This is a genomic window from Pseudomonas sp. SJZ131 (assembly GCF_007828705.1).
Taxonomy (GTDB): Bacteria; Pseudomonadota; Gammaproteobacteria; order Pseudomonadales; family Pseudomonadaceae; genus Aquipseudomonas; species Aquipseudomonas prosekii.
Window position 1 is genome coordinate 1 of sequence record NZ_VIVC01000004.1, and the last position, 12728, is coordinate 12728.

General features: G+C 58.6%; 8 protein-coding genes and 1 rRNA gene. 4 read left to right on the top strand and 5 right to left on the bottom strand.

Annotation, left to right across the window (positions count from 1 at the left end; genetic code table 11):
• Positions 1-155 precede the first annotated feature (155 nt).
• Both rrf and FBY12_RS18090 read left to right on the top strand, forming a co-directional pair.
• A 5S ribosomal RNA gene (rrf, locus tag FBY12_RS18085) occupies positions 156-271 on the top strand.
• 304 nt (positions 272-575) lie between these two features.
• Entirely contained in the window at positions 576-2456 is a 1881-nt protein-coding gene (locus tag FBY12_RS18090) for a methyl-accepting chemotaxis protein (protein WP_121732723.1), read from the top strand.
• A 113-nt stretch (positions 2457-2569) separates the two neighbouring features.
• On the opposite strand, the gene FBY12_RS18095 is transcribed toward FBY12_RS18090, so the two are convergent.
• The 5 genes from FBY12_RS18095 to FBY12_RS18115 form a co-directional block, all read right to left on the bottom strand.
• Positions 2570-3037, bottom strand: a complete 468-nt coding sequence (locus FBY12_RS18095; RefSeq protein WP_145254579.1) for an SRPBCC family protein — start codon at positions 3035-3037, stop codon at positions 2570-2572.
• 22 nt (positions 3038-3059) lie between these two features.
• Positions 3060-6470 carry a non-ribosomal peptide synthetase gene (locus tag FBY12_RS18100; protein WP_145254582.1) on the bottom strand — a complete coding sequence of 1137 codons (3411 nt, stop codon included), beginning with the start codon at positions 6468-6470 and terminating at the stop codon, positions 3060-3062.
• Positions 6471-6483: 13 nt separating this feature from the next.
• Entirely contained in the window at positions 6484-7413 is a 930-nt protein-coding gene (locus tag FBY12_RS18105; protein ID WP_145254585.1) for a diiron oxygenase, read from the bottom strand.
• Positions 7410-8186 (bottom strand): DUF3050 domain-containing protein, encoded by a 777-nt coding sequence (locus tag FBY12_RS18110; RefSeq protein WP_145254588.1) that lies wholly within the window; start codon positions 8184-8186, stop codon positions 7410-7412. The genes FBY12_RS18105 and FBY12_RS18110 overlap by 4 nt, the downstream gene beginning before the upstream one ends.
• A gap of 762 nt (positions 8187-8948) precedes the next feature.
• Complete coding sequence (locus tag FBY12_RS18115; protein ID WP_121732719.1) at positions 8949-9656, bottom strand: GntR family transcriptional regulator; 708 nt, start codon at positions 9654-9656, stop codon at positions 8949-8951.
• Between the two features lie 229 nt (positions 9657-9885).
• On the opposite strand from FBY12_RS18115, the gene lapG reads away from it, so the two are divergent.
• Positions 9886-10578, top strand: a complete 693-nt coding sequence (gene lapG, locus FBY12_RS18120) for a cysteine protease LapG (RefSeq protein WP_145254591.1) — start codon at positions 9886-9888, stop codon at positions 10576-10578.
• A gap of 14 nt (positions 10579-10592) precedes the next feature.
• Complete coding sequence (gene lapD, locus FBY12_RS18125) at positions 10593-12539, top strand: cyclic di-GMP receptor LapD (protein WP_145254594.1); 1947 nt, start codon at positions 10593-10595, stop codon at positions 12537-12539.
• Positions 12540-12728: the final 189 nt, after the last annotated feature.

A 12728-nucleotide genomic window follows, 5' to 3' on the forward strand; every position in this document is an offset into this window, starting at 1 on the left:
GATGGTAGTGTGGGGTTTCCCCATGTGAGAGTAGGTCATCGTCAAGATTAAATTCCGAAACCCCTATCTGCGTATGCAGGTAGGGGTTTTGTTTTAGTAGAAGTCACCATTTTTTGCTGGCACGTTACTTCGGTAACGGGCTGGTCACAGAATTTCTTGACGACCATAGAGCATTGGAACCACCTGATCCCATCTCGAACTCAGCAGTGAAACGATGCATCGCCGATGGTAGTGTGGGGTTTCCCCATGTGAGAGTAGGTCATCGTCAAGATTGAATTCCGAAGCCCCTGTCTGCGAAAGCAGACAGGGGTTTTGTCGTTTCAAGGCCAGCAAAAACCTCCCCCGCGACAATCCGATCTAAATCATAAGCAGCCGCTCTAGTACACCGTTCAGCCGGAATCCGCCGGTAATTACATTCATTTCCTACAAGCCCCTAAGATTTCTCCGACTCGTGCCGAAAGACTGGTGAGACATGCGTGCACCAAGTTGAGCGACCTCAGAAAGCCGCCAGCGCTGTTACATGGAATGTTGCAACCCGGAACGCATCCCCATCTTTTGCATAGAAGCCCGATGAAATGAATTTAAAGTTCAGCCATAAAATCCTGCTGGCCGCTTCTGGCGTCGTGGTGCTGGCCTTCGCATTGTTCACTTTGTACAACGACTATCTACAGCGAAACACAATTCGCCAAAACCTCGAATCCTCCGTTCAGCAAGCAGGCGACTTGACCGCCAGCAGCGTGCAGAACTGGATGAGTGGCCGCGTGCTGGTTCTGGAAAACCTCGCACAGAACGTCGCCCACCAAGGCGCCAATGCCGATCTGCCAGGGCTGGTGGATCAACCGGCCTTCACCTCGAACTTCCAGTTCACTTACGTCGGCCAGGCCAACGGTGTATTCACCCAGCGCCCTGACGCGAAAATGCCCGATGGCTACGATCCACGTCAGCGCCCTTGGTACAAACAAGCCGTGACGGCCGACAAAACCATGCTGACCCCGCCATACATGGCGGCCGTCGGCGGTCTGGTCGTAACGATCGCCATGCCGGTGAAAAAGAACGGCGAGCTACTCGGCGTTGTCGGTGGCGACCTGAGCCTCGAGACCTTGGTGAAAATCATCAACTCGGTCGACTTCGGTGGCATCGGTCACGCGTTCCTGGTCAGCGCTGATGGCCAAGTGATCGTCAGCCCGGACAAAGATCAGGTGATGAAGAACCTCAAAGATGTTTACCCCAATTCGGGAGTGCGCATCGAGAAGGGCAATCAGGAAGTCACCCTCAACAACCAAGATCGCATCCTCTCGTTCACCCCGGTCAGCGGTTTGCCGAATGCCGAGTGGTACATCGGTCTGTCGATCGATAAGGACAAAGCCTACGCGCCGTTGAGCCAATTCCGCACCTCGGCCCTCATCGCGATGTTTATCGCCGTGAGCGCCATTGCAGTGCTGCTGAGCTTGCTGATCGCTGTGCTGATGCGTCCGCTGACCACCATGGGTCGCGCGATGAAAGACATTGCCCAGGGCGAAGGCGACCTCACCCGTCGTCTGTCGGTAGAAAGCAAAGACGAATTCGGCGAATTGGGCGGCGCGTTCAACCAGTTCGTAGAACGGATCCACGCATCGATTTCCGAAGTGTCTTCGGCGACTCGCCAGGTTCACGACCTGTCGCAACGGGTAATGGCCTCGTCCAACGCCTCGATCATCGGCTCCGACGAGCAGAGCGCGCGCACCAACAGCGTGGCCGCCGCGATCAACGAACTGGGTGCCGCAACTCAGGAAATTGCGCGTAACGCCGCCGATGCTTCGCAGCACGCCAGTGGCGCGAGTGAGCAAGCGGACGACGGTCGCCAAGTGGTGGAAAAAACCATTCTGGCGATGACCGAGCTGTCGCAGAAAATCAGCTTGTCCTGCACCCAGATCGAAACCCTGAATGCCAGCACCGACAACATCGGGCACATTCTCGACGTGATCAAAGGCATCTCCCAGCAGACCAACTTGCTCGCACTTAACGCGGCCATCGAAGCGGCGCGTGCCGGTGAAGCGGGTCGTGGTTTTGCGGTGGTAGCGGATGAGGTGCGTAACCTTGCGCATCGCACCCAGGAGTCGGCTGAAGAGATCCACAAAATGATCACTTCGTTGCAGATCGGTTCGCGCGAAGCGGTGACCACCATGAACGCCAGCCAGGTCTCCAGTGAAGAGACGGTTGAAGTGGCGAACCAGGCCGGTTTGCGTCTGGTCAGCGTGACCAAACGCATCGGCGAAATCGACGGCATGAACCAATCGGTGGCGGCGGCGACCGAAGAGCAGACCGCCGTGGTGGAAACCCTCAACGTCGACGTTAACCAGATCAACCTGCTCAACCAGCAGAGCGTCGCCAACCTCAATGAAACGTTGAAGGATTGTGATGCGTTGTCGCTGCAGGCCAACCGTTTGAAGCAATTGGTCGACAGCTTCAAAATCTGATTCAGGTTTGTCGGACCGCATTATCGTTCTTCGCGGGCAAACCTCGCTCCTACAGGCTATCGAGTAACCTGTAGGCGCGAGGCCTGCTCGCGAAGGCACCGGCAAAATGTGTTCTACGCGAACAGCTTCAACACATTATTCATCGCATCATCGGCAAACCCCTGCACAAAATCCTTGAACCCCGGTAACGCTGCCGCATCGTCCGTAGCGGGCTGCGCAATGATGGTCCAGATCGCCCGCGACTTGCCCCCGCCCAGCGGCTCGACGTTCATCGCCGCCCACAAGTTCGCGACGCCCAAGGTGTTGTAGATCGTCGTCCAGGTCATGCTCAGCGCCTGGTCGTCCCGCGAGTTCAGTTGCTCGACCACCACGTTGCCGTCCTTGAAGACTTTCTTGCGCAAGGACGACACGCCTTCACCCGTCATTTCGATGTGCGACAGCGCCGGGATGAACGCATCGAAACCAGCAAAGTTGCCGACCACCTCCCAGACTTTCGCGGCGTCCGCCGGCACGTCCACCGAAGACACTACGTGGCAGCCGTGAGGGTTTTGGATCAGGGTATCGGGTTGCAGGGTTTTCATGGTTTTGCTCCAGTTGGTTGACTCAGATGAAGTTGATTTCTTTCAGGTAATCGCAGCCGCGACGCAGCAGCGCCGGGGATTTTTGCGGGTAGTGCGCGCCCATCTGCCGGACGCCGGCCTGCGCGTTGTCGTGGCCGATCATCGAGATGTCGCCGATGTCTTCTTCGAAGCCGTTGAGGTAGAAACCGAGTACGCCGAACAGCGCGTTATCGCTGTCGACGCGGCCCAGTTGCTGCTGCCAGTCGGCAACGCTGACCATCGCGAATTCGCGCCCGGCCTGGCGAAACGAGGCGACGTAATCGTCCCAACTCAGCGGCTCCGGATTGTGCAGATTGAACACCGCGTGTTCCGGCTGATAACGGCTGGCATGGAAGCCGATGAAACGCGCCAGAAAGTCCACCGGCATCAGGTCGAAATTCAGTGAAAACTCCGGCACCTGGCCGAGCTGGATCGAGCCCTTGAGCATCAGCATCAAGCGATTTTTGTGCGGCTGGCAGACACCGCTGAGGCTGTTGAAACTGATGTTGCCGGGTCGATACAGATTGACCCGCACACCGCGTTCCCGGGCGCGTTCGAGGATCCGTTCAGCGACCCATTTCGACAGGTTGTAGCCGTTCTTGATGTAGATCGGCGGGGTCTGCGCGGCGGGCAATTCCAGCACCCGGCCATCCTCGGTAATCGTGCTCGACGCCGAGAGCGTCGAGACGAAGTTGAAGATCTTTTTGCTGCGCCCTTCGCACAACCGCAGGCACTCGAAAATCGGCTCGACGTTGTCTCGCGCCAGCGACTCGTAATCGAGCACGTGATTGACGTTCGCCGCGTTGTGCACCAGCGTGCCGAACTCGCGATCCAGCCGCTCGTAAACCTCCTGCGCCAGCCCCAGCAACGGTTGCGTGATGTCCGCCGCGTAGATCCGCACCCGGCGCAAATCCAGATGCTCCAGACGGTTCTCGCGCAAGGCGTCGGCAAAACGCTCGGCCGCCGATTGCCCGCCACCGTCGCGCACCAGACACGCAACTTCCGTGGCGCCCCAGCCAAGCAGCGCCTCGACAATGTGCACGCCGACAAAACTGTTGGCCCCGGTGACGATGACCTTGTGCACATCGCCCATGCGACTGACCGGCAACGGCTGCACATCGAGTTCGCGGAAGGCGTCGGCCATCGCTTGCTCGCTCAACACTTCTTCAGTGCCCGAGCCGCGCACCAACGTTGCCAGTTTTGCAATCGTCGGCAGTTCGATGAAGCGGTTGATCGAGATGCTGCGGCCGAATTCCTCGCGCAATCGCAGCAACATGCGCGACAGCAGAATCGAGTGACCGCCGAGATTGAAGAAACTTTCGTCGGTGGAAATATCGCTAGCCGGCAGCTCCAGCAACTCGGCCCAGATCTCCAGCAGCAGCGCTTCATCGGCGCTGATCGGCAAGCGGCGCGCGGTGTTTTCCAGGACGGTGACCGGCAACGCCAGCAGCGCTTTGCGATCGACTTTGCCGTTGCTGGCAAACGGCATGCTCGCCAGTTCAGTCCATGCGCCGGGTTGCATGTAGTCCGGCAAAAACTGCGCGGCGTGTGCCTTCAGTGCTTCGCGAGCGGCGCCCGGTTGGTCTTCCTGCGGCTGCGCGAGAAACGCCAGAATCCGCCGCTGACTGTCGATGACCACCGCCACCTGACGGTACAACTGACTGTCGCGCAGGCAACGCTCGATCTCTTCCGGCTCAACGCGAAAACCACGGATCTTCACTTGGTTGTCGCGCCGGCCGCACAGCTCGATGCCGTCGCCCGTCCACTTCGCCATATCCCCGGTGCGGTAGGCCCGCAGCTGCTCGCCGTTCGGCAGTTTGAGGTGCAAATAACGTTCGGCGGTCTGCTGCGGATTATTCAGATAACCCAGGCACACACCCGGCCCGACGATGTACAACTCGCCGACGGTTTGCTCGGCGACCGGTTGCAAGTCTTCATCGAGAATCAGCACTTGGCTGTTGGCAATCGGGCCGCCGAGCGTGCGGTTGTTGTCGCCGGGGCGCAGTTGCCGAGCGGTGATCAACACCGTCGCTTCCGTCGGGCCGTAGAGGTTGTAGAGGTTGCCCTGACGCGTCAGTTGCTCGATGACGTAAGGCTCGCAGACGTCGCCGCCGGTCATCACGTGGTCGAGCACTTGCAACTGATCCAGCGGCAAAATGCTCAACAGCGCTGGCGGCAGAAAGGCGTGGCTGAGCTGTTGCTGACGGATCAGCTCGACCAGTTGCAGCGGGTCACGACGCTGGTCGTCGCTGGGCACAATCAGCTCGGCGCCCTGTAGCAGCGTCGGGAAAATATCGATCAGCGATGAGTCGAAACTCAGCGACGAAAACTGCAACACCCGACTTTGTTCCGTGAGCTGCACATAGTCGGCATACCAAGCGGTGAAGTGCGCCAGATTGCCTTGGCTGAGCAGTACGCCTTTCGGATGCCCGGTGGTGCCCGAGGTGTAAAGCGCCATGCACGGCGCGTCAATCGCGGGCCGCTGCCGCATCAACGGTTGGCCGAGGTCTGCGTCATCCGCGTCGATACAGCGGATGTCCAGCGACGGCATTTGATCGGCCAACGGATGCTCGCCGTCATGCAGCAACAGCACTGCCCCAGCGTTCTGCAGAATGTATTGCTGACGCTGCAGCGGATGGCTCGGTTCCAGCGGCAAATACACCGCGCCGCTGCCCAGAATCGCCAGAATCCCCGCGTACAGCGCGCTGCATTTCGGCAGGCAAATGCCGACCACCAACGGGCCTTGATGCTGGTCGAGCAACGGCTGCAAGCGTTGTTGAATGGCGCGGCTGTGTGCGTGCAATTGCTGGTAGCTGAGCGAGGTGCCGGAAATGCTCAGCGCCGGGCGTTCGGCGCATTCGATGAAGCGCTGTTGCAGGCGCTCGATCATCGGCACCTGGCCCAGTTGCAGCAGCTGCGGATGCGCCGTGTTATTCAGTCGATGCACGAAGCCAAGCTGTTCGAGAAACAGCAGGTTTTCCAGGCGTTCGAAGTGCGCGGTCGGCGTCGGTTCGGACCGCCGAAAATAGTCGTCATCCCGCGAAAAGCGACTGACCAGCAGCGCCACGTGATCGACCAGTTCCGCCACCGCGCGCAGGCGTAATGCCTGGCCGTTCCCGGACGCTTCGTCGGCAATCGGCACACGACTGAACAGCGTCGAACCATAGCTGCACATCAGGTCCAGGCTGGGCAGTCCGGCACGCTCAGTGACAGCCAATTGCACGGTCAAGCGCGGCACGTCGCCGAACTCGAAAAGCCCCAGGCTCGCGTCATCAATCAGCAAGTCGACGTTGCCCGATTCGGGCGTTTTGACGTCCGTCAGTCGCACCAGTGAATGTCCGTGTTGTTCCAACTCCAGCGCCAGGTCGTTGAGGGCCTGGCTCTGCCCTCCAAGCACAATGTCGAGACGTCTCATGATGTTCTCCTCGTTAAACCAGGTAGTCGCTCAGGGCTTGCTGGACGCACGGCGAATCGAGCAGCGAACTGCTGCGGAAAAACCGCACGATGTTGGCGACCAGTGGGTGATGGCGATTGATCGGGAAGGCCAGTCCCGAGACTTCGCTCTTGAGCGCGCGGCGTGCGGCGTCGCTGATCTGCAATGCTTCGATCAGGCGAAAATCGAAGGATTTCTGGATGTCGTTGGTCAGGTAATGGCCGATGAACACCGGCAGGATCTGCGCGATGCACGCTCGGTCGTCCGCGCTCGCGGTGTGCCAATAAATGCGCACCAGCCGCGCCCAGAAACTCGAGTGACGGCCCTCGTCCAGCAAGTGGTCGGCCATCAAGCCCTTGATCGATTGCTTGACCGTTTCATCCTTGGCGAACGCCGCGACATCGCCGGTCACGGTGTTCTCGGCGATGGCCACGCAGATCAATTCCACGGCGCTGCGCAGGTGCTCCGGCGCCAACGCCACAGCGGCGGGAATCGCCCGGCTCAGTTCGATCTCATCGGGCAATTCGATTGGCGTGATGCCGGTCATGGCCACGGTTTGCTGCATGAAATCCATCGCCACCAAGGCGTGATAGTCCTCGTCCACCACCACAGTCATCGCGTCGTAGCGGCAGGCAAACGGGAACTCCACTGCGAAGCGATTCTTGGCGATGCTGCGCGCGGTTTTGTCGACGATCTCGGTTTCGAAAATCACCACGTCGTTGATGAATTTGTAGAGCGTCTGCACCAGCGCAAAGTCGCGTTGTTCCGGGCATTCGCGCAGGAAGGTTTCGCTCAGCACCAACGGTTGGCGGCTCAGCGGATAAATCAATTTGTCGTCGTTCTCCAGCACCCGGCGCGGCCGTGTGCGGATGGTCGCGCGGCTCTCCCAGGCGTCGGCGAACGATTGGTAGTCGGCGGCGTTCATGCGCTCACCTCGGCGACGGTTTCGCGCATGCTCAGGCGCAAGCCATCCCACAAGGCAATGCGGCTTTCCACCGCCGCGATGGCGCTGGCGTAGACGTCTTCCTGACGTTGCGGGTCGCCATCGACCAGTCGAGCGAGGAGTTTTTCGGCGGCGGGGCCGTGGTCTTCGGAGTCGACTTCGATATGCCGCTCCAGGTAATAACGGAAGGTCGGCGCTTGTTCGATGCCAATGCCCCAATCGTCGAGAATGCGCTGGAACATCTGCGGGATGACACTTTCGCGGCCATGCAGGAATGCCGCCGCAACGCTGTGGCCGGGCGCACTCAGGGCGGTGTGCAAGGTGTGGCGGACGAATTGCGCGGCGGCCGGGTCGATGTCGATGCTTTGCAACGCGACGTCATAACTCACGCCTTCCTGTTGCAGCGCCACGAAACGCTCGACGGCAGCGGTGCTGGCGCCGACTTCGCGCATTGCATCCAGGTACAACTCGAAATGGCTGTAGTGACCATGACCGGGCCGATCATCGGATTCTTCGCCGAGCACGATCTCGTTGATCAGCCGCGCAGCCTGCGGATCGCGCGGCGGCAGCCAGGGCAACTGCACGCAGGTCAGCTCCTGTTGCAGACGCTTGGTCAGCGACATGAAATCCCACACCGCAAATACATGGGTTTCCATAAATCGTTGAAGTATTGGCAATGAATGTATTTCGCCAAAGATCGGGTGCGCACTAAGTTGTGTTTTCTTTTGGGCGAGATGGTCTTTAGTCAGTTTCATAAGCGAGCCTGTCAGTGAGGGATGTAACTGGGAGTGTTGGATGAATAAGGGAAATCAAGTTGATCGGTTCTTTAGGCGAGCGTCGGCCTCAATCGAATTGATAAGTTTTAAAAGTATTGGGGTTCTGCAAGCCGCACTGGATCAGGGTTATAAAACTGGATCCAATGTCGGCGGAGAAAAACTAATACATCAGTAAAGTTCCAGGCAAGTTATTTTTATTTTATTTGAAAGTTGCACTTTTCTGGGCGCGACAAGTTTCAATAAAACTTTAAGTTGATGTTTTATTTGGGTGAAGTTGCTCCTTCCGGCTTATAAAAGTCAGAATCGAAAAGAGAGTGAATGCCTCACTCGTAGCAACTTTCTAACTGGCGTTCGTTGGTGTGATCTAGAGGAATGGAAGTTGGGCGCGAATATGCCGTTTGCTTCCGTTCCCGTGGCAAGACTCCTTCCGTAGGTTCTTGTTGCGATGACGGCCCCGCGTTTGCGAGGCATCGCCCGTCATTAGTGGGTTGGCTATCGCAAGAGTGAGGCTAAATGGCGGTCGCCGCTACGGCTGCCGAGCCATTATTTGGCTACGACGCGGGGCACGAAGGGAAGTTGAGGAAAAGCCTTAGACGGGCAGGAATGGCGCGGTAAATTCGTTCGGAAAACGGCGAACCGGGGATTTGTAAGAAGAGTTGTCAGAAAACCCGGCGAGAGGTGTCGAGGCAAGCGTCCCCGAGCACATTTGGCGGTGCTCGGCGGACGAATAGAGAGGTTTTGCTAGATTTTTTTACTGTTGATGGCGACAGGGCTGTCGAGAAAACGTGCAACGACCTCGACACCACGGTTCAAATGTTGCGTAAGCAGTTTGACCGAGCGCTCGATGTCGCCGTCTTCAACCGCTCTCAGCAAGTCACGATGGTCTTCCTGGGACAACTTGCCCAGGCCCATCTTTTCCAGGTTGAAACGCAAGAAGCGCTCCTCTTCATTCAAACCGTCTTCGATCAAGCGTAATAGCCGCCGGTTAGGCGCTTTACTGTACAGAGTCATGTGGAACAGACGATTGAGCCGACCGATTTCGCTGTAGTCGTTCTGGGTTTCCATTTCCTCGATATAACCAGCGGCAAGCTCGATATCGGCGTCGGTCAGCAGCGGAATGGAACGGCGCAACGCTTCGGATTCCAACAGGATGCGCAATTCGTAAGTTTCTGCTGCGTCGCCCTGAACCAATGGCGCGACTACCGCGCCTTTATGCGCAATGACATTGAGCAACGCTTGCGCTTCCAGTTGGCGCAAGGCTTCGCGCACGGGCATGCGGCTGACGCCAAACAAATCCGCCAGATCTTGCTGGCGCAGCGCAGTGCCGCACGGGAGGCGTCCATCAAGAATCGCCGAGCGCAGGGTTTCTTCAATAACCGCGCGCGCCAAGTGAGCGGGGATCGGCCCGTCTATCTGGATACTGTTCAAAGGATTGGGCTTCTGTGTCACTACAACGCACCCTGCATGACTAAAGTTATTTTTGGATCCAAAGGACACTAGTGATTGCTGTACAAGATGTCAAACCATGTAAAGGGTTAGTCAAAGAAAAGTAGGGTTTACGACGATGGCTGCTATGCAAGCGTAGGCGGCAAACAGTGATTGCACCGTGCCATTGTTTTTTATCAGGCTAACCTTCACCATCAACCGACTTTAACCTGCCTATTCTGGATGCCTCACTTTGGCGGCTCGTTTCGCGATCCCTCGGACATTGCGCTGGCTGTGCTGCGCGCTGCTCCTGGCCGGCGTCATGCTGGGCGGGTTGCATGCCGATTGGGATTTTTCCCTGATCAGCCGCCGCGCCGCCGCGCTCTACGGACCGTTGGGCGAGGGCCAGCAGCGCATCGACGCGTGGCAGCGTTTGCTCGCCACACAAAAGCAGGTCGGCGAGGCGGAAAAGCTCAACGTGGTGAACCAGTTTTTCAATAAACAGATGCGCTACGAAGAAGACATCGACCTGTGGCGCGAAGTCGATTATTGGGAAACCCCGATCCAGGGTTTGTGGAAGGGCGCCGGCGACTGCGAGGACTATGCGATCGCCAAGTATTTCAGCCTGCGCCATCTCGGCGTTTCCAGTGACAAGCTGCGCATCACCTACGTCAAGGCTTTGCGGCAGAATCGCGCGCACATGGTCTTGACCTATTATTCGACGCCCGAGGCTATGCCGCTGGTGCTCGACAGCCTGATCAACGAGATCAAACCGGCCAGTCAACGAACCGATTTGCTGCCGGTCTACTCTTTCAACGCTGAAGGTTTGTACATCCCGGGCGCCAAGGGCAACAAGAAAGTCGGTGACACCAAGCGCCTGTCCCGTTGGCAGGATGTGTTGAAGAAAATGCAGGCCGAAGGTTTTCCGGTCGAGACGACTAACTAGGAGCACGCGCTCAGATGTCCTTGTTCAAACAGCTGTTGATCGCTATCTGTCTGTTCCTTGTGGTCGCCTTCACTGGCAGCTTCATGGTCAGCCTGGAGAGCTCGCGCACCCAGTACGTCAACCAGTTGCGTTCCCACGCGCAAGACGCCGCCACGGCGCTGGCACTGTCCCTGACGCCGAATATCGACGACCCGGCGATGGTCGAGTTGCTGGTCAGCTCGATTTTCGACAGCGGCTACTACGCGAGCATCCGCGTGGTTGACCTCAAGACCGACCAGACCATCGTCGAGCGCACTGGCACACCAGCGGTAAATAATGTGCCGGACTGGTTCGTCAAAATGATCGGCCTCGAACCGGCCGGCGGTGATGCGCTGGTCAGCCGTGGCTGGGAGCAGGCCGCGCGTGTCGAGGTGGTCAGCCACCCGATGTTCGCCGTCGCCAAGTTGTGGCAAAGCGCGCTGGGCAGCCTCGGTTGGTTGCTGATCTGCGGCGCCGTGAGTGCGGTGCTGGGCGCGCTGTTGTTGCGTCGTCAATTGAAGCCGCTGGACTACATGGTCCAGCAATCCCACGCCATCGCCCGCCGGGAATTCCTCAGCCTGCCGCAGCTGCCGCGCACTCCGGAATTGCGTCGTGTGGTGCAGGCGATGAACCAGATGGTCGAGAAGCTCAAAGCGTTGTTTCAGGAGCAGGCCGAGCGCAGTGAAAAGCTGCGCGTCGAGTCTTATCAGGACAACCTCACGGGGCTGGCCAACCGGCGCTATTTCGAGATGCAATTGAACGCGCGGGTGAGCAACCCGGAGCAGGCCAGTTCCGGTTATCTGCTGTTGTTGCGGGTCAAGGATCTGGCCGGTTTGAACCAGCGTCTGGGCGGGCAGCGCACCGATGACTTGCTCAAAGCCGTCGGCCAGCAGCTTTCGCGTGAATGCGCCAAGTACCCGGAAACGCAGAACCTGGTGACGCGGATTCGCGGCGGTGAATTTGCCGTACTCGCGCCGGGGCTGGTGCGTGAAGAAGCCCTGCAACTGGCTCAGAACCTTGAGAGCGCGCTGGCCAGCTTGCACGCGACGGGGGCTACGGACGTGGCGTCGGTGGCGTCTATCGGGCTGGCGCCGTTTGCCCATGGCGACTCGCCGCAAGCGGTGATCAGCCTGGGCGATCAGGCATTGGCACAGGCTGAAGGTCAGGGCGAACAGAGCTGGGCGTGTCTGGATCACAGCGCGGTAGCGAGTGTCGGCGATGACCATCATGCGTGGCACACACTGCTGGATCAGGCGCTGACGCAGCGACGCTTCCAATTGTATTTCCAACCGGTCGTGGCCAGTCAGGACGCGACGCTGGTGCTGCATTACAAAGTGCTGTCGCGGCTGGTCGATGATCAGGGCCAGACCATTCCCGCCGGGCGTTTCCTGCCGTGGCTGGAGCGTTTTGGCTGGACTGCGCGGCTCGACCGCTTGATGTTGGAAACGGTGCTCGGGCAAATGGTCGGGCATGAGGAATCGTTGGCGCTGAACCTGTCGTCGGCGACGCTGGCAGATCCGCAGGCGCTGAATAAAGTCTTCGAAATTTTGCGTCAGCATTCCAATCTCGGGCCGCGCCTGACCCTGGAGATCGGCGAGGAGCAATTGCCCGAGCAAGCGGTGCTGGAGCAATTGACCCGGCGTTTGCGCGAACTGGGTTTCTCCCTGAGCCTGCAGCGTTTTGGCGGTCGTTTCAGCATGATCGGCAACCTCGCACGGCTGGGTTTGGCGTACCTGAAGATCGATGGCAGCTACATTCGGGCGATTGATCAGGAGAGTGACAAACGTCTGTTCATCGAAGCGATCCAGCGCGCGGCGCACAGCATCGATTTGCCGCTGATTGCCGAGCGGGTCGAGACGGAAGGGGAATTGTCGGTGATTCGCGAGATGGGTTTGTATGGGGTTCAGGGACAGTTGTTTGGCGAGCCCAAGCCTTGGCAGTGAGTCATTGAGATCCACCCCTCTCCCTAACCCTCTCCCCAGAGGGGCGAGGGGACTGAGCGTGTTGTTCTTGGAGTTACATCGACCTGAAATATTGAGTCGAACTCAGGTCTTGAAAAGCATTGAGATCCACCCCTCACCCTAACCCTCTCCCCAGAGGGGCGAGGGGGACTTACTGTGTTGTTCTTGGAT